Raw genomic sequence first — 18190 nt, 5'->3', positions numbered from 1 at the left:
GGCGCCGACGGCGCCCTCTTCTTTTCTGGCTCGCGATATCACCCCACCGCCGGGAACACCGGCAGCAGCAGATACAGCTTGATGACGATGGCATTGGCGATATCGATAAAGAATGCCCCCACCATCGGCACCACCAAAAACGCCACGTGCGACGGGCCGAAACGATCGGTGATCGCCTGCATGTTGGCGATCGCCGTCGGCGTGGCGCCCATGCCGAAGCCGCAATGGCCGGCGGCCAGCACCGCCGCGTCGTAGTTTTTACCCATCACCCGGTAGGTAACGAAGATCGCGTACAGCGCCATGACCAGCGTCTGCACCGCCAGGATCGCCAGCATCGGCAGCGCCAGCGAGGCCAGCTCCCACAGGCGCAGGCTCATCAGTGCCATCGCCAGGAACAGCGACAGGCTGACGTTGCCCAGCACCGATACCGCCCGCTCGAACACGGTATAAAAACCGGTGAAGGCCAGCGTGTTGCTGAGGATCACCCCGACGAACAGCACGCAAACGAAGTTCGGCAGTTCAAACACCGTGCCGCTCAGCAGGCCGGCAATCAGCTGCCCCAGGCTTAGACAGATGGCGATCATGGCGATGGTTTCGATCATCACCAGCGAGGTGATGAGACGGCCGCTTTCCGGCTTCTCGAAGCCGCTCGGCTGCACGCTGTCTTCCGGCGAGCCTTCCGGTGTAGAGGAGTGTTTGACCAGATAGCGCGCCACCGGGCCGCCGATCAGGCCGCCCAGCACCAGGCCGAAGGTGGCGCAGGCCATGGCGACTTCCGTCGCGTTTTCAAAACCGTAGCGCTCGATGAACAGCTTGCTCCAGGCCGCCCCGGTGCCGTGCCCGCCCGACAGGGTGATCGACCCGGCGATCAGGCCCATCAGCGGATCCAGCCCCAGCATTTTCGCCATGCCGATGCCGATGGCGTTCTGCACGATAAGCAACCCCAGCACCACGAACAGGAACACCACCAGCACCTTGCCGCCGGCGCGCAAACGCGCCAGGTTGGCGTTCAGACCAATGGTGGCGAAGAAGGCCAGCATCAGCGGGTCCTTCAGCGACATGTCAAAACTGATTTCCCAGTTGACGAGTTTTTTCAGGGCTAACAGCAGGAGTGCCACCAGCAAACCACCGGCGACGGGAGCAGGAATGGTATATTTTCGCAGCAGGGGAATGGTCCTGACGCACTTGCCCCCGAGGAGCAAAACCAGCGTCGCCGCGACTAACGTGCCATAAGTATCAAGATGAAACATCCAGGTACTCCATGTAAGGGAAAAGATCCAAATAAAAATAATAAGTTATAGAAAACCACTGAGTTTTTAAACTTGATGAGTGCAGGATTAGAAGTAAAAAACGCTGAGATGACAAGAAAAAATGAATGAAAATGCGACATAAACGAGAAAGTCGGCAACATAATATTTACGCGCAACCGTTTGCTTTTGCGGGGCGGAGCATTAAAATGCCTGCTTTGCCGTATCTGGAAACGCCACACCATGAGCATGTCATCCTCCGAGCTTGATGCCGCGCGCCAAGCCGCCTCAGAACCCCGCGCCAGTGAACTGATTTATCGCCTGGAAGATCGCCCGCCGCTGCCACAAACGCTGTTTGCCGCCGGCCAGCATCTGCTGGCGATGTTCGTCGCGGTGATCACTCCGGCCCTGCTGATCTGCCAGGCGCTGGGCCTGCCGGCGCAGGATACTCAGCACATCATCAGCATGTCGCTGTTCGCCTCCGGTCTGGCTTCCATTCTGCAAATCAAAACCTGGGGGCCGGTGGGCTCCGGGCTGCTGTCGATTCAGGGCACCAGCTTCAACTTCGTTTCGCCGCTGATCATGGGCGGTCTGGCGCTGAAAAACGGCGGCGCCGACGTGCCGACCATGATGGCCGCGCTGTTCGGCACCCTGATGGTCGCCTCCTGCACCGAAATTTTGCTGTCGCGCGTGCTGCATCTGGCGCGCCGCATCATCACCCCGCTGGTTTCCGGCATCGTGGTGATGATCATCGGCCTGTCGCTGATTCAGGTCGGCCTGACTTCGATCGGCGGCGGCTATGCCGCGATGAACGATCACAGCTTCGGCTCGCCGAAAAACCTGCTGCTGGCCGGCGCGGTGCTGGCGGTAATCATCCTGCTGAACCGCCAGCGCAACCCTTACCTGCGCGTGGCTTCGCTGGTGATCGCCATGGCGGTCGGCTATCTGTTGGCCTGGGCGATGGACATGCTGCCCGCCGACGCGCCGGCGGCGCCCACGGCGGCGATCACCATCCCCACGCCGCTCTATTACGGCCTGGGCTTCGACTGGAACCTGCTGCTGCCGCTGATGCTGATCTTTATGGTCACCTCGCTGGAAACCATCGGCGACATCACCGCCACTTCCGACGTCTCCGAACAGCCGGTCAGCGGGCCGCTGTACATGAAGCGCCTGAAGGGCGGCGTGCTGGCCAACGGCCTGAACTCGATGCTGTCGGCAGTGTTCAACACCTTCCCCAACTCCTGCTTCGGCCAGAACAACGGCGTGATCCAGCTGACCGGCGTCGCCAGCCGCTACGTCGGCTTTGTGGTGGCGCTGATGCTGATCGCGCTGGGGCTGTTCCCGGCGGTTGCCGGCTTCGTGCAGCACATCCCTGAGCCGGTGCTGGGCGGCGCGACCATCGTGATGTTCGGCACCATCGCCGCCTCCGGCGTGCGCATCGTGTCGCGCGAGCGCCTGAACCGCCGCGCCATCATGATCATGGCGCTGTCGCTGGCCGTCGGCATGGGCGTCTCCCAGCAGCCGCTGATCCTGCAGTTCGCGCCGGACTGGCTGAAAACTCTGCTCTCTTCCGGCATCGCCGCCGGCGGCATTACCGCCATCGTGCTGAACCTGGTGTTCCCGCAGGAACACGAGAAAAAGTAACCCGTCCCTTGACGTTCAAACGGCCGCCTGCGGCCGTTTTTTATTGTCTATCAGACCATTGCCCTTGAGATGCCCGGCCAATTGCGGCATAAACAGGGTATCTTTTTTGACCGATGCGGATGTAGACGATGAAATTTATCGGAAAGCTGTTGCTGACGTTGCTGCTGCTGATGGTGCTGGCGGCGGTGGTGCTGTATCTGGTGGGGCAAACCCGCTGGGCGGCAGGCCGCCTGAGCGCCTGGATCAGTGGCAACAGCGAATACCGCCTGTCGATAGGAAAAATCACCCATTCGTGGAGCCAGCCGGACCAGATCGCTCTGGAAGAGGTGCAGCTGGCGCGCAACGGCCAGCCGCAGGCGCTGGTCGCCAAACGCGTCGATCTCGGCCTCAGCCTGCGCCAAATCACCGAACCGCGCTATTTCCACAGCGTCACGCTGCGCGACGGCACGCTGAACGTGCAGCCGCAGGCGGCGGCGCTGCCTGTACAGGCTGACGTACTGCAGCTGAGCAACATGGCGTTGCAGTCCAACGATAACGAGTGGCAGCTCAACGCGCAGCAGGTCAACGCCGGCATCACGCCATGGCGCCCGCTGGCTGACCATTTGCTGGGGGACAACAACCAGTTCCAGTTCAGCGCCGGCTCGATGACGCTGAACGGCATTCCCGCCTCGAAGGTATTGGTGCAGGGAGAGCAAAAGCAGGGTCAGCTGCTGTTGAACAACTTTGGCGCCGACCTGGCGCAGGGTGACCTGACCGGCGTGGCCAGCCGCGCCGTCGACGGCAGCTGGCAGGTGGATCGCCTGCGGCTGAGCGGCGTACGCCTGCAAACCCCGTTGACGCTGGCGGAGTTCATGCAGCGCTTCACCACCTTGCCACCGGTCACCCTCAAGCGGTTCGATCTGATCGACGCGCGTCTGGAGGGCAAAGCGTGGGCGTTTAACGATCTCGATCTGTCGCTGCAAAACGTCAGCGTCGAAAAGGGCGACTGGCGCAGCGAGGACGGCTCGCTCAACTTCAACGCCGGCGATGTGATCAACGGCGGCTTCCACCTGATCGACCCGATCGCCACCCTGCGGCTCTCTTCCGCCGGCATCGCCATTCAGCAGTTCACCACCCGCTGGGAAGGCGGCCTGTTGCGCGCCTCCGGCAGCTGGCTGCGCGCCGGCAAACGCCTGCAGCTGGATGAAGTGGCCATGGCGGCGCTGGAATACACTCTGCCGATCGACTGGCGCGAGCTGTGGCTGAAACCGCTGCCGGATTGGCTGAACGAGGTGTACGTCACCAAGCTGACCACCAACCGCAATCTGATCATCGACATCAACCCGGCGTTCCCGTTCCAGATCACCGCGCTGGACGGCTACGGCAGCAACCTGCTGCTGGCGCGCGACCACCAGTGGGGCGTGTGGTCCGGCTCGCTGAACCTGAACGGCAGCGAGGCCACCTTCAACAAAATCGACGTGCGACGCCCTTCGCTGGCGCTGAACGCCGACGCCAGCCAAATCAACGTCACCGAGCTCAGCGCCTTTATGCCGAATGGGCTGCTGGAGGCCAAAGCGAGCGTCGATCAGCTGCCGGGCAAACCGTTCCAGCTGACGCTGAACGGCCGCTCGGTACCGCTCAATACCTTGCAGCAATGGGGATGGCAGCCGGTGCCGCTGACGGGCGACGGCAACCTCGAACTGCAGTTGAAAGGGCTGTTGAACAGCGACGGGCCGTTCAAAGCTTCATTGAAGGGCAATCTGCAGGCCACCGCCGGCGATGGCCAAACGGTGAACCAACAGCTGCCGTAATGCACTGCGCGGCCCGCCTTCAGGGCAGGGCCGCCGCCTTACTCTTCCAGCGCTTCAGAACCGCCCTGATCCAGCGGCACATCCGGCTCGGCCGGCAACACCATGTAGGTGCCTTCGAACACCGCGCCCTTATCCTCATCGCCGAACAGATGCACTTCGGCGTGTACGCGCGCGCGGCGGCCGCGCGCCAGACGCGCCAAATCGCCGCTCAGCGAACCGAGATCCGCCACCGCCCGCGGTCTGCCGGTGATCGGTTTGCTGTAGCGAATGTGCGCGTCCGCCAGAATGATGGTGCCGCCCAGATGGCGCTCGCGCAGCAGCAGCCAAATCAGCCCCCAGGCGGTCAGCGTCGCCAGTGAGAACAGGCTGCCGGCGAACAGGGTATGGTGCGGGTTCTGGTTGCCGATCTCCGGCATGGTGGTGACGAAGCGCTGGCCGGTGTACTGGCTGATGCGCACGCCCATCTTTTCGCTCAGCGGGATGTGTTCATACCAGGCCTGCTGCAGTTGGCCGCACCAGTCGGGGCGATGCAGGATATCGTCCAGCGTCGCCACCGGTTTAATCATCAGAAAGTGGCGGATCGGGGTGGTTTGCGGCGCGGTGATCTCCCCCTGGTTGACGAACCCCAGCTTGGCGAAGAAATCCACCGCGTCTTCACGGGCGCTGCACACCACCCGCTTCACGCCTTCCTGCCGCGCAACGGATTCCAGCGTCATCGCCACCAGCGTCCCCAACCCTTTATCCTGCAGCGTCGGGTCTACCGCCAGAAAACGAATCGCCGCCTCATTGTCGGCATTGATATACAGCCGCCCAATGGCGACGATTTTACCGACCTCGTCCACCACCATTTGGTGATGGGCCATGGCGTCATAGGCATCCTTTTCCGAACCCACCGGCTGGTGCAGCGGCTTGCGCAGCATTTCCCAGCGAAACTGGTAATACTCCTTCAGTTCTTGCTCTGTTACGGGTACTCGTAGGTGATACATAGACGCCTGTTCTCCGAATGCTTAGACCTGTAGCCAGAATGTCACCGGACCATCGTTGACCAGCGCCACCTGCATGTCGGCGGCGAACTCGCCGGTCTGGGTCTCTATGCCGCGCTCGCGGCACTGGCCAACAAAATATTGATACAACCGATCGGCTTCCTGCGGCGCGGCGCCGCGCGAGAAGCTGGGGCGCATGCCCTTTTGGGTGTCCGCCGCCAGGGTGAACTGCGAGACAACCAGCACGCTGCCCCCGGCCTGCTGGACGTTGAGGTTCATCTTGTCGTTCTCGTCGCCGAAAATGCGGTATCCCAACACGCGTTCGCACAGGCGCTGCGCTTTTTGCTCGTTATCGCCCTGCTCCACGCCCAATAACACTAACAAACCGGGGCCAATCTTGCCTACCGTCTCGCCACCTACCGTGACGCTGGCGTTTAACACCCGTTGAATCAACGCAATCATTCCTGCTGCCCTTCTGGTTTTGGTTCCTGTTGCTCCGCCTTCTGCCGGCGGTAGTCGCGGTATTCGCCGATGGTCGCGGTGATTTCCGCACCGAGTAACACGATACACCAGCTCCAGTAGACCCACAGGAATAAAATCGGGATCACTGCCAGCACACCGTAAATCAGCTGATAGGAGGGGAACATGGTGACGTACAGCGCGAACCCCTTCTTACCCAGCTCGAACAGCAACCCGGCCACCACCGCGCCAATCAGCGCGTCTTTGGGCGGCACCCGCACCGTCGGCACGATGCAATACAGCAGCCAGAAGGAGATACACGACAAAATCAGCGGAAATATGCGCAGCACCTGATCCACCAGACCGTTGACCCCGGTCTGAGTCAGCCAGTTGAGCGACAGCAGGTAGGAGCTGATGGCCATACTGGCGCCCACCAGCAGCGGCCCCAGCGTCAGCACCATCCAGTACACGGCGAAGGAGAAGACGATCGGCCGCTTGTTCTTGCTGCGCCAGATGGTGTTCAGCACGCTGTCCACCGAGGAGATCAGCAGCAGCGCGGTGACGATCAACCCGCAGGTGCCGACGGCGGTCATCTTGTTGGAATTGGCAACGAACTGCTCCAGGTAGTTCTGGATCACGTTGCCGGCGGCCGGCACGAAATTGGCAAAAACAAAGCTCTTCAGCTGTTCGCTGATGTCGGCAAACATCGGGAAAGCGGCGAACAGCGCGAACACCACGGTGACCAGCGGCACCAGCGACAGCAGGGAAACATAGGCGAGATGGCCCGCCAGCATCGTCAGGCCATCGTTGTCGATGCGCTGGTACAGCAACCGTCCGAAGGTAACGCCGGGCTTAATCGCAGGGGGCAGCTTCTTGCGGCGGAAAAACGACATGGTCACTCCTTGATGCCAGTTGATACGCCTTAAGCTTAACGCGCCCTGCGCTCATTGGGCAAAATAGGCCGGCACCACGTCGCGATCGGTGACGTGCACCGTCTTGATCCCCAGCGCCTGCGCGGCGAGGACGTTCGCCGGGTGATCGTCGAAGAACACCGCGTCGGCGGCGGCGGTGTTTTCCGCGGCCAGCACATGTTGATAGATATCGGCTTCCGGCTTGCGCATGCCGAGATCTTGCGACAGGTAGAGATGATCGGCAGCGGCGGCCACTTCAGGATAGTGCTGCGGCCAGTAGTTGCAGTGCAAACGGTTGGTGTTCGACAGCACCACCACCCGGTGGCCTTCGTTGCGCAGGCGCTGCATGATGTCGATCACTTCCGGGCGCAGCGCGACGAATACCGCCTGCCAACCGGTGGCAAACTGCTCGAAGCTGAGCGCGATGCCCATTTCATCGCACAGCTTGCCGGCGAAGTCTTCGTCGCTGATTTCACCGCGTTCATGTTGCTGGAACACCTCACCCATGGCGAAACGATCGGACAGCACCGCCAACGGCGTGCCGCTCAAATTGCTCCACACGCCCAGCACACGCTTGAAATCGATATCGACGATCACATTACCTAAATCAAAGATATACAGCATAGTCCTCTCCTGATGGGCCGGTGAGATTTCACTGTAGCGGGAAAAGGAACAGCTGAACAGGGAGCGAACGGAAAAGCGCATAGCGCGCCGCACAAACGGGGAACAACAGAGGAAAAAACTCAGGGCGCGAGAACCGCGCCCTAAGCATGGGACACTCAATCAGCGATTAAGCGTCTTTAGGACCGCGGCTGGCACGCTTACGATCGTTTTCCGTCAGGTGACGCTTACGGATACGGATCGAGGTCGGCGTCACTTCTACCAGTTCGTCGTCATCGATGAACTCCAGAGCTTGCTCCAGGGTCATTTTGATGGCTGGAACCAGGGTAGTCGCTTCGTCAGTACCGGAAGCACGCATGTTGGTCAGCTTCTTACCGGTCAGGCAGTTTACGGTCAGGTCGTTGGAACGTGAGTGAATACCGATGATCTGGCCTTCATACACTTCCGCACCGTGGCCCAGGAACAGCTTACCGCGATCCTGCAGGCCGAACAGCGCGAACGCAACCGCTTTGCCCTGGCCGTTGGAGATCAGCACGCCGTTCTGACGCTGGCCCACTTCGCCCGGACGCACGTCGTCGTAGTGGCTGAAGGTGGAGTACAGCAGACCGGTGCCCGAAGTCATGGTCATGAATTCGTTACGGAAGCCGATCAGACCGCGGCTTGGGATCACGTAGTCGAGACGCACACGGCCCTTACCGTCCGGATCCATGTTTTTCAGGTCGGCTTTACGCTCGCCCATCGCCTGCATCACGGAACCCTGATGCTGCTCTTCGATATCCAGCGTCACGTTCTCGAATGGCTCCTGCTTGCGGCCATCGATTTCGCGGAAGATAACTTTCGGACGGGAAACCGCCAGCTCGAAACCTTCACGACGCATGTTTTCGATCAGCACCGACAGGTGCAGCTCGCCACGACCGGATACGCGGAAAGCGTCCGCATCGTCGGTTTCTTCGACGCGCAGCGCCACGTTGTGCACCAGCTCTTTGTTCAGACGATCAAGGATCTGACGCGAGGTCACGTACTTACCTTCTTTACCGCAGAACGGCGAGGTGTTGACGTTGAAGAACATGGTTACGGTCGGTTCGTCGACGGACAGCGCCGGCAGCGCTTCTACGGCGTTGGTGTCGCAGATGGTGTCGGAGATGTTCAGCTCGCCCAGGCCGGTGATGGCGATGATGTCGCCCGCTTCCGCCAGGGTGCTGTCGATACGCTCCAGACCCAGGTGGCCCAGCACTTTGCCCACTTTACCGTTGCGAGTTTTGCCTTCGCTGTCGATGATGGTGACCTGCTGGTTCGGCTTCACTTTACCGCGCTTGATGCGGCCGATGCCGATAACGCCCAGGTAGTTGTTGTAGTCCAACTGGGAGATCTGCATCTGGAATGGCGCTTCCAGCTCAACCTGCGGCGCAGACACGTGGTCGACGATCGCCTGATACAGCGGGGTCATGTCTTCCGCCATGTCGGTGTGATCGACGCCGGCGATGCCGTTCAGCGCAGACGCATAAATGATCGGGAAGTCGAGCTGCTCGTCGGTCGCGTCGAGGTTCACGAACAGGTCGAACACCTGATCCACAACCCAGTCAGGACGCGCGCCTGGACGGTCAACCTTGTTGATGACCACGATCGGCTTCAGACCGTTGGCGAAGGCCTTCTTGGTCACGAAGCGGGTTTGCGGCATAGGGCCATCCATTGCATCCACAACCAGCAGCACCGAGTCAACCATCGACATCACGCGCTCTACCTCGCCGCCGAAGTCGGCGTGTCCTGGGGTATCCACGATGTTGATACGGTAACCGTTCCAATTAATGGCGGTGTTTTTTGCGAGGATGGTAATCCCACGCTCTTTCTCCAAATCGTTGGAGTCCATTACGCGTTCGGTGGCTTCCGCACGCTCTCCGAAAGTACCGGATTGTTGCAGCAGCTTATCAACCAGGGTGGTTTTACCATGGTCAACGTGGGCAATAATGGCGATGTTACGCAAATTTTCGATCACAGCTTTGCCTCGGGCATTAGAAATAGCGCGCTATTGTACACGTATTAAGCGAGGGACTAAACAAGATCACAACCATCTCTTATAAACAACCGCATACCGGTCAGTTTGTGATCCCTTTCACGGTGCAAAAAGCCGCAATCGTTGCACTTTTGCACCATTTCGGTGCCCACGCCCACCCCAATTGCACCATAATGGTGCAAATTATCGCTAATGGTGCATACTGTGGCTGGGTAAAACCCGCGCAGAAAGGCGATGAAAGCCTTTTTTAAAAGTTGGCACGCTTTTCGCTTTAGTCTTTTCAAGGCGAAAAAAAGCCAGTTCCACAGATTCGTTCCACGACGACGACAATGATAAACCGGGAGAGTTAAGTATGTCCGCTGAACACGTTTTGACGATGCTGAATGAGCATGAAGTGAAATTCGTAGACCTGCGTTTCACTGACACCAAGGGTAAGGAACAACACGTGACTATCCCGGCTCACCAGGTAAACGCCGACTTCTTCGAAGAAGGTAAAATGTTTGACGGCTCCTCTATCGGTGGTTGGAAGGGCATCAACGAATCTGACATGGTACTGATGCCGGACGCCAGCACGGCGGTTCTGGATCCGTTCTTCGAAGAACCTACGCTGATCATTCGCTGCGACATTCTCGAGCCGGGCACCATGCAAGGCTACGATCGCGACCCGCGCTCCATCTCTAAACGCGCCGAAGACTTCCTGCGCTCTTCCGGCATCGCGGACACCGTGCTGTTCGGGCCAGAGCCTGAATTCTTCCTGTTCGACGACATCCGCTTCGGCAGCAGCATCCGCGGTTCCCACGTGGCCATCGACGACATCGAAGGCGCCTGGAACTCCGGCACAAAATACGACGGCGGCAACAAAGGCCACCGTCCGGCGGTGAAAGGCGGTTACTTCCCGGTTCCACCGGTCGACTCTTCGCAGGATCTGCGTTCTACCATGTGTCTGACCATGGAAGAGATGGGCCTGGTGGTTGAAGCGCACCACCACGAAGTGGCGACCGCCGGTCAGAACGAAGTGGCAACCCGCTTCAACACCATGACCAAGAAAGCCGACGAAATTCAGATCTACAAATACGTGGTGCACAACGTAGCGCACGCCTTCGGCAAAACCGCGACCTTCATGCCGAAGCCAATGTTCGGCGACAACGGTTCCGGCATGCACTGCCACATGTCGCTGTCCAAGAACGGTACCAACCTGTTCGCCGGCGACAAATACGGCGGCCTGTCTGAAACCGCGCTGTTCTACATCGGCGGCATCATCAAGCACGCCAAAGCGATCAACGCCCTGGCCAACCCGACCACCAACTCCTACAAACGTCTGGTGCCGGGTTACGAAGCGCCGGTGATGCTGGCTTACTCCGCCCGTAACCGCTCTGCGTCTATCCGCATTCCAGTGGTTTCCAGCCCGAAAGCGCGCCGCATCGAAGCTCGCTTCCCGGATCCGGCGGCTAACCCATACCTGTGCTTCGCCGCACTGCTGATGGCCGGCCTGGACGGCATCATCAACAAGATCCACCCTGGCGACGCCATGGACAAAAACCTGTACGACCTGCCGCCGGAAGAAGAAGCCGAGATCCCAAAAGTGGCCGGCTCGCTGGACGAGGCGATGGCCGCACTGAACGAAGACCGCGAGTTCCTGACCCGCGGCGGCGTGTTCACCGACGATGCGATCGATGCCTACATCGAACTGCGCAAAGAAGAGATGGACCGCGTTCGCATGACGCCACACCCGGTTGAGTTCGAACTGTACTACAGCGTCTAAGCCCGACCCGCGCCGTCTGCAGAGGCGGACGGCGCCCACATTTTTGTTATCGCTTTTTTGTTGCCGTGGAAACTTTCAGCCCATCTTCGGATGGGTTTTTTTCTCCACCGTATTTTCTGCAAAACTATTCCATACCGCGCCGATCCCGGATGGAGTAGGATAGATGCACTAAAAAGGTGCAGGAGTCTGCTGTATGGCAACTGGCAAGCTGCCCGATGCTGGGCAGATCCTCAATTCACTCATCAACAGCATCCTGCTGTTGGATGACTCACTGGCGGTTCACTACGCCAACCCGGCGGCACAGCAGTTGCTGGCGCAAAGCTCCCGCAAGCTGTTCGGCACCCCGCTGCCCGATTTGCTCGGTTATTTTTCGCTGAACGTCTCGTTGATGCGTGAAAGCCTGCGCGCCGGTCAGGGCTTCACCGACAATGAAGTGACCCTGGTGGTCGACGGCCGCGCGCATATCCTTTCCCTGACCGCTCAGGCTCTGCCGGAAGGCTATATCCTGGTCGAGCTGGCGCCGATGGACAATCAGCGCCGCCTGAGCCAGGAACAGTTGCAGCATGCCCAACAGGTGGCGGCCCGCGATCTGGTGCGCGGTTTGGCGCACGAAATTAAAAATCCGCTGGGCGGCCTGCGCGGCGCGGCGCAGCTGCTGGCCAAGGCGCTGCCCGATCCGGCGCTAACCGAGTACACCAAGGTGATCATCGAGCAAGCCGATCGGCTGCGCAATCTGGTGGATCGCCTGCTCGGGCCACAGCGGCCCGGCCAGCACATCACCCAAAGCATCCATCAGGTCGCGGAGCGCGTCTGCCAGCTGGTATCGCTGGAAATGCCGGATAACGTCACGCTGGTGCGCGACTACGATCCGAGCCTGCCGGAAATGGCCCACGACCCGGATCAGATAGAACAGGTGCTGCTGAACATCACTCGCAACGCGCTGCAGGCGCTGGGTGAAGCGGGCGGCACCATCACGCTGCGCACCCGCACCGCGTTTCAGATCACGTTGCACGGCACCCGCTACCGCCTGGCGGCGCGCATCGACGTCGAAGACGACGGCCCCGGCGTACCGGCGCAGCTGCAGGACACGCTGTTCTACCCGATGGTCAGCGGCCGTGAAGGCGGTACCGGCCTGGGATTATCCATCGCCCGCAATCTTATCGATCAGCATTGCGGAAAAATTGAATTCAACAGTTGGCCAGGTCATACCGAATTCTCGGTTTACCTGCCCATTCGTCAGTGAGGTTTGCTATGCAACGAGGGATAGTCTGGATCGTCGATGACGATAGCTCCATCCGCTGGGTGCTTGAGCGCGCGCTCACCGGCGCGGGCCTGAGCTGCGCCACCTTCGAAGGCGGCAATGACGTGCTGGAAGCCTTGGCCACGCAAACCCCCGACGTGCTGCTGTCCGATATCCGCATGCCGGGTATCGATGGCCTGGCGCTGCTCAAACAGATCAAACAGCGCCATCCGATGCTGCCGGTGATCATCATGACCGCGCATTCGGATCTGGACGCCGCCGTCAGCGCCTATCAGCAAGGGGCCTTCGACTACCTGCCGAAGCCGTTCGACATCGACGAAGCGGTGGCGCTGGTCGAGCGCGCCATCAGCCATTATCAGGAGCAGCAGCAGCCGGTGCGCAACCAGCCGGCCAGCGATCCGGCGGCGGACATCATCGGCGAAGCGCCGGCGATGCAGGACGTGTTTCGCATCATCGGCCGGCTGTCGCGTTCGTCGATCAGCGTACTGATCAACGGCGAATCCGGCACCGGCAAGGAACTGGTGGCGCATGCGCTGCACCGCCACAGCCCGCGCGCCAAGTCGCCGTTCATCGCCCTGAACATGGCCGCCATCCCCAAGGATCTGATCGAGTCCGAGCTGTTCGGCCACGAGAAAGGCGCCTTCACCGGCGCTAACCAAATCCGTCAGGGTCGCTTTGAGCAGGCCGACGGCGGCACGCTGTTCCTCGACGAGATCGGCGACATGCCGCTCGACGTGCAGACGCGCCTGCTGCGGGTGCTGGCGGACGGCCAGTTCTACCGGGTCGGCGGCTATGCGCCGGTGAAGGTCGACGTGCGCATCATCGCCGCTACGCACCAGAACCTGGAACTGCGGGTACAGGAAGGCAAGTTCCGCGAGGATCTGTTCCACCGCCTGAACGTGATCCGCGTGCACCTGCCGCCGCTGCGCGAACGCCGTGAAGACATCCCACGGCTGGCGCGCCATTTCCTGCAGATCGCCGCCAAAGAGTTGGGCGTAGAGGCCAAGAACCTGCACCCGGAAACTGAAACCGCGCTGACCCGCCTGCCCTGGCCGGGCAACGTGCGCCAGTTGGAAAACACCTGCCGCTGGCTGACGGTGATGGCCGCCGGGCAGGAAGTGCTGATTCAGGATCTGCCGGGCGAGCTGTTCGAAACCGCGGCGCCGGAAAATCCCAGCCACAGTCTGCCGGACAGCTGGGCCACGCTGCTGGCCCAGTGGGCCGATCGCGCGCTGCGTTCCGGTCATCAAAACCTGCTGTCGGAAGCGCAGCCGGAGATGGAGCGCACGCTGCTCACCACCGCCCTGCGCCACACTCAGGGACACAAACAGGAAGCCGCGCGCCTGCTGGGCTGGGGGCGCAATACCCTGACCCGCAAGCTCAAAGAACTGGGCATGGAATAGGTGCCGGGATTGATGATAAAAAACGCAGCCCAGCGCACAAAAAAACGCCAACCTCAGACTTTACAGCCGGTGCGGGCGCAGTATGATCGTGTCGCACACTCTGGAGGTTGACGATGCTGGACTCATTCATCGTATTCATTTCTCAGGGCGCGGAGCTGGGCTCCGCCGCCAGCCACACCCCGCAGGCGGCGGTTGCCGCAGTGTTGTGCGCCGCGCTGATTAATTTCTTCAGTTAAAAAAACAGCCGCATCAGCGGCTGTTTTTTCATCCTCAGATCACCCGTGAGAACTGCTGGCTGCGCGCCTGTTGCCGCAGATAGCGATCGAAACACATACAGATATTGCGGATCAGCAAGCGCCCGCGCGGCGTAACGCGGATGCCCTGCTCGTCGCGCTCCACCAGCCCATCGCGTTCAAACGGCGCCAGCAGCTGCAGGTCTTCGGCGAAGTAAGCGGTGAAGTCGATGCCGTATTGCCGCTCGAGCGGCTGATAGGCCAACCGGAAGTTGCAGATCAGCGTTTTGATCAGATCGCGCCGCAGGCAATCGTCGTCCGTCAGCGCCAACCCTCGCCACAGCGCGTTGCCCTGCGCCTGTACGCTGTCATAGTAATGCTTCAGCTCTTTTTGGTTCTGCGCATAGCTGTCGCCAAGCATGCTGATGGCCGACACGCCCAGCCCCAGCAGATCGCTGTCGCCCTGGGTGGTGTAGCCCTGGAAGTTGCGGTGCAGCTTGCCTTCGCGCTGCGCGATCGCCAGTTCGTCGTCCGGGCGTGCAAAGTGATCCATGCCGATGAACTGATAGCCGGCGTCGGTCAGGAAAGCGATGCTCTGTTGCAGGATATCCAGCTTCTGCTGCGCACCGGGCAGATCGGCGTCTTTGATTTTACGCTGGGCAGCGAACAGGTTCGGCATATGCGCGTAGTTGAATACGCTGAGGCGATCGGGATTTAGCTCCGCCACGCGCTGCAGCGTGAAAGCGAAGCTTTCCGGCGTCTGTTTCGGCAGGCCGTAGATCAGATCGATATTGGTCGAGCGGAAGCCCAGCGCTTTGGCCCGCTCGATCAGGGCGAAAATGAAGGCTTCATCCTGCTCGCGGTTGACCAGCTGCTGCACCTGCTTGTTGAAATCCTGCACCCCCATGCTCAGGCGGTTAAAGCCTTCGGCACGTAAATGATCTAGCACATCCAGCTCTATCTCACGCGGATCAACCTCGATCGACATCTCCGCATCGGGCAGAAAATCAAAATGTTCACGCAGCAGCGCCACCAGCCGGCTGATTTGCGCTTTATCCAGGTAGGTTGGCGTACCGCCGCCCCAGTGCATCTGGCCAACCTTGCGGCCGGCAAACAGCGGCGCGCGGCCGGCGATCTCTTGCGCCAGGACGTTCAGATATTCGTCGGCCTTGTGCGTCTGACGCGTCACCAGCTTGTTGCAGCCGCAGAAGTAGCACAGCTTGTGGCAGAAAGGGATATGCACGTACAGCGACAGCGGCCGCTCAGGGTAGCGCGCAGCGGCGCGTTGAAACGCCGCTTCGTCGTAGCTCTGGTTAAACTCCAGCGCCGTGGGGTATGAGGTATAACGCGGCCCTGAGTAGTTATATTTTTGGATCAGGGCCAAATCCCAGACAATCGTCTGCTCTGACATGCTCACTCCTTCCGATATCTTTTTCTACCGGGCCGGGAGAGGGGCGGTTGTCTGCGCTGTCTGGCCACGGAAGCGCTGCGAAAACGCGCTTTGCGCTTAGACAGCCGCCATAGTTTACCGAATAACCACAGCAGATAACACATCAAGAGTAGGGCTATTGTCGGGATTAGCCACATGGCGCGTTAAAAGGCGTCTTTCGGGTTGCCGCCTTTCAGCAGCTTCAGAATATCTTCCTGCTTCTCTTCTTCTTCGTCTTCGTCGTCGTCGCCCAGCTCGATGCCCAGCACGTCCATCAGCACATCGATGCGATCCAGCGTCTTGTCGACATACGCCTGCTCTTGCGCATTCAGCGTTTCGCCGTCGTCGATGCGATCCAGCAGCTCGTTCAGACGTTCGTCATTTTCCAGCTTCGCCAGTTCTTCTTCCGGCGACAGGCGCGGTTTCGCTTCGGCCTTTGGCTTCGGCTGCGGTTTGGCCTTCACTTTGGTCTCGTCGATCACCAGCGCAACCGGCACCTTACTACCGATACGCGGATCTTTGGCTTCAGACGCCGATTTGTTTTTCTGGCTGCCGGACTCGACCTGGGTGCGCGAACCGGAAGCGTGGCCGCGGCGCTTTTTCAGGCGTTTGCGCTCGCGCGCTTCCTGATCGAGCTCCATACGGCTTTTCTTTTTCGTTTTTGACTTCGCCGCGCTGCCGCGAGGTGCTTTTGATGGCTGGTTCATAGCGTGTGCTCTTAGGTATGTAGATTCAGTATAGAATTGCGGCGGAATCTAGCAGAAAGCGGGCAAAGAAAAAAGGCGGCAGGTTAAACCTGCCGCCTATTTCGCACCTTCTTGCGAAGGGTATTCCTGTTACGCGCTCCTTGCGTACATGCAACATCCCGGTTTTTCCCTCTGCTATAACCGCATTCCCTGCCACTACGTCCTTCATCCTGAAAGAAAAATCGTCCATGGCGCAATCCATTCGCATCCGCCCTTCCCGAGCGAGCTTCCTGCGGGCATCCAAACTGCCGATACTTCACCATCCGATGTGCCTGTCGCCTATTCCGGTGCGAAACAGTCACTTCCTTTTGCGTTCATCCTGGCACTCATTGCACGCCCTGTGCATTCCCTGAGATTTGTCATCCTTCCCGGATGTTCCTTAATCCTGCGCAACCCTGCGTTAACGAGTACTTTACGTTATTGTTGCGAAGGCTCAAGGTACCTGACGCCGTTTTGGGCGACATTTCCACATAACGAAAAAACAACGCATTGTTTTTAAAATAAAAACAGAAATATCACTTTCGAATAAAGCGACATTACCCGCGATTCGAATGGCAAATGTCTCACAACGCACGCTTGGCATAACTGCCGCTTTATCGCGTCCCGCCGCTTAAAAACGGAGAAACACGCCATTTTTACCGCTGATGCAGTTATAATCGCCAACCAGTTAGCCATCCTCACGGAGACGAAAAATTTTGACCAGCAAGAACTACAACTACCATGTGACCCATTTCGTCACCAGCGCGCCCGATATTCGCCATCTGCCGGGGGATGCAGGAATTGAAGTCGCCTTTGCCGGCCGTTCCAATGCCGGTAAATCCAGCGCACTGAATACCCTCACCAACCAAAAAAGCCTGGCGCGCACCAGTAAGACGCCAGGGCGCACCCAGCTGATCAACCTGTTCGAAGTGGAAGACGGCATCCGCCTGGTCGACCTGCCAGGTTACGGCTATGCCGAAGTGCCGGAAGAGATGAAACGCAAATGGCAACGCGCGTTGGGCGAATACCTGCAGATGCGCAACAGCCTGAAAGGCCTGGTGGTGCTGATGGATATTCGCCATCCGCTTAAAGATCTCGACCAGCAGATGATCCAGTGGGCGGTCGACGTCGGCACGCCGGTGCTGGTGCTGCTGACCAAGGCCGACAAACTGGCCTCCGGCGCACGCAAGGCGCAGCTCAATATGGTGCGTGAAGCGGTGCTGCCGTTTATGGGAGATATCCAGGTTGAAGCCTTCTCGTCGCTGAAGAAGATCGGCGTCGACAAGCTGCGCCAGAAGCTGGACACCTGGTTCAACGAGATCCCGCCGGAAGTGCTGCCGGAAGACGAAGCCGGCGAATAAGCTCGAGCCGAACGCTTAGGCCGATGCCTCACCGCATCGGCTTTTTTATGCCCGAAGATCGGCCGCAGGCGGGATTTTTCGTTATCTAATTACAGTTTTGAAATAAAGCCATCATAAAAACTTATCGACAAAACGGGCTTATCTCAGCGGATGACGCGAATTAAGGGGGCGGAAACTGACATGAAAAGCGGGGCGTGGTGATAGGAAAAACGTATGGTTTGCTGCTGTTTTTACAATAAAAAACGCCCCAGTCAATACTGACTGGGGCGGCTAAATATTCAGCCAAATCCGATTACGTGAAGTAAAAGGTCTGAAAGATAGAACATCTTACCTCTGTACCCTACGCCTGT

Annotated in this window: 16 protein-coding genes; 7 read left to right on the top strand and 9 right to left on the bottom strand. The window is 59.5% G+C overall.

The window, feature by feature from the left end; all coding sequences use genetic code 11:
* Positions 1 to 38: 38 nt before the first annotated feature.
* Positions 39 to 1250: a sodium/glutamate symporter gene (gene gltS / locus AAIE04_RS08355; protein WP_019452187.1), complete on the bottom strand. Its 1212-nt coding sequence runs from the start codon at positions 1248 to 1250 to the stop codon at positions 39 to 41.
* A gap of 240 nt (positions 1251 to 1490) precedes the next feature.
* Between gltS and AAIE04_RS08350 the strand changes: the two genes are divergently transcribed.
* Both AAIE04_RS08350 and AAIE04_RS08345 read left to right on the top strand, forming a co-directional pair.
* The gene (locus AAIE04_RS08350; RefSeq protein ID WP_019452186.1) at positions 1491 to 2891 is read left to right on the top strand and encodes a nucleobase:cation symporter-2 family protein; all 1401 of its coding nucleotides are present in this window, start codon (positions 1491 to 1493) and stop codon (positions 2889 to 2891) included.
* Positions 2892 to 3019: 128 nt separating this feature from the next.
* Positions 3020 to 4681 (top strand): AsmA family protein, encoded by a 1662-nt coding sequence (locus AAIE04_RS08345; protein WP_498576780.1) that lies wholly within the window; start codon positions 3020 to 3022, stop codon positions 4679 to 4681.
* A 38-nt stretch (positions 4682 to 4719) separates the two neighbouring features.
* On the opposite strand, the gene fabY is transcribed toward AAIE04_RS08345, so the two are convergent.
* From fabY to typA, 5 genes are all read right to left on the bottom strand, one after another.
* Positions 4720 to 5667, bottom strand: a complete 948-nt coding sequence (gene fabY / locus AAIE04_RS08340) for a fatty acid biosynthesis protein FabY (protein WP_025160304.1) — start codon at positions 5665 to 5667, stop codon at positions 4720 to 4722.
* A 21-nt stretch (positions 5668 to 5688) separates the two neighbouring features.
* A complete protein-coding gene (dtd, locus tag AAIE04_RS08335) occupies positions 5689 to 6126 on the bottom strand; it encodes a D-aminoacyl-tRNA deacylase (protein ID WP_074053614.1) in 438 nt (145 codons plus the stop codon).
* The gene (locus tag AAIE04_RS08330) at positions 6123 to 7016 is read right to left on the bottom strand and encodes a virulence factor BrkB family protein (protein ID WP_063918305.1); all 894 of its coding nucleotides are present in this window, start codon (positions 7014 to 7016) and stop codon (positions 6123 to 6125) included. Before AAIE04_RS08330 ends, dtd begins: the two co-directional genes overlap by 4 nt.
* A 51-nt stretch (positions 7017 to 7067) precedes the next feature.
* A complete protein-coding gene (yihX, locus tag AAIE04_RS08325; RefSeq protein ID WP_004931242.1) occupies positions 7068 to 7658 on the bottom strand; it encodes a glucose-1-phosphatase in 591 nt (196 codons plus the stop codon).
* 166 nt (positions 7659 to 7824) lie between these two features.
* The gene (typA, locus tag AAIE04_RS08320) at positions 7825 to 9648 is read right to left on the bottom strand and encodes a ribosome-dependent GTPase TypA (RefSeq protein ID WP_004931243.1); all 1824 of its coding nucleotides are present in this window, start codon (positions 9646 to 9648) and stop codon (positions 7825 to 7827) included.
* Positions 9649 to 10018: 370 nt separating this feature from the next.
* Between typA and glnA the strand changes: the two genes are divergently transcribed.
* The 4 genes from glnA to AAIE04_RS08300 all read left to right on the top strand — a co-directional run bounded on the left by glnA (position 10019) and on the right by AAIE04_RS08300 (position 14328).
* Positions 10019 to 11428 (top strand): glutamate--ammonia ligase, encoded by a 1410-nt coding sequence (gene glnA, locus AAIE04_RS08315; protein ID WP_019452181.1) that lies wholly within the window; start codon positions 10019 to 10021, stop codon positions 11426 to 11428.
* 193 nt (positions 11429 to 11621) lie between these two features.
* Positions 11622 to 12671 carry a nitrogen regulation protein NR(II) gene (gene glnL / locus AAIE04_RS08310; RefSeq protein ID WP_004931246.1) on the top strand — a complete coding sequence of 350 codons (1050 nt, stop codon included), beginning with the start codon at positions 11622 to 11624 and terminating at the stop codon, positions 12669 to 12671.
* An 8-nt stretch (positions 12672 to 12679) separates the two neighbouring features.
* A complete protein-coding gene (gene glnG, locus AAIE04_RS08305) occupies positions 12680 to 14092 on the top strand; it encodes a nitrogen regulation protein NR(I) (RefSeq protein ID WP_004931248.1) in 1413 nt (470 codons plus the stop codon).
* A gap of 113 nt (positions 14093 to 14205) precedes the next feature.
* The gene (locus AAIE04_RS08300) at positions 14206 to 14328 is read left to right on the top strand and encodes a YshB family small membrane protein (protein WP_015379453.1); all 123 of its coding nucleotides are present in this window, start codon (positions 14206 to 14208) and stop codon (positions 14326 to 14328) included.
* 34 nt (positions 14329 to 14362) lie between these two features.
* Here AAIE04_RS08300 and hemN read toward each other — a convergent pair whose 3' ends face one another.
* Together hemN and yihI are read right to left on the bottom strand one after the other, a co-directional pair.
* Positions 14363 to 15736, bottom strand: coding sequence for an oxygen-independent coproporphyrinogen III oxidase (gene hemN, locus AAIE04_RS08295; protein WP_019452180.1), 1374 nt, complete (start codon positions 15734 to 15736; stop codon positions 14363 to 14365).
* Between the two features lie 182 nt (positions 15737 to 15918).
* The gene (yihI, locus tag AAIE04_RS08290) at positions 15919 to 16461 is read right to left on the bottom strand and encodes a Der GTPase-activating protein YihI (protein WP_025160303.1); all 543 of its coding nucleotides are present in this window, start codon (positions 16459 to 16461) and stop codon (positions 15919 to 15921) included.
* A gap of 734 nt (positions 16462 to 17195) precedes the next feature.
* On the opposite strand from yihI, the gene yihA reads away from it, so the two are divergent.
* On the top strand, positions 17196 to 17840 hold the full coding sequence (yihA, locus tag AAIE04_RS08285; RefSeq protein WP_019452177.1) for a ribosome biogenesis GTP-binding protein YihA/YsxC: 645 nt from the start codon (positions 17196 to 17198) through the stop codon (positions 17838 to 17840).
* 278 nt (positions 17841 to 18118) lie between these two features.
* Here yihA and spfP read toward each other — a convergent pair whose 3' ends face one another.
* A complete protein-coding gene (gene spfP, locus AAIE04_RS08280; protein ID WP_071892919.1) occupies positions 18119 to 18166 on the bottom strand; it encodes a small protein SpfP in 48 nt (15 codons plus the stop codon).
* Positions 18167 to 18190: the final 24 nt, after the last annotated feature.

The organism is Serratia sp. Ae19-1 (genome assembly GCF_059801225.1).
This window is presented reverse-complemented; position numbering and strand designations above follow the sequence as displayed.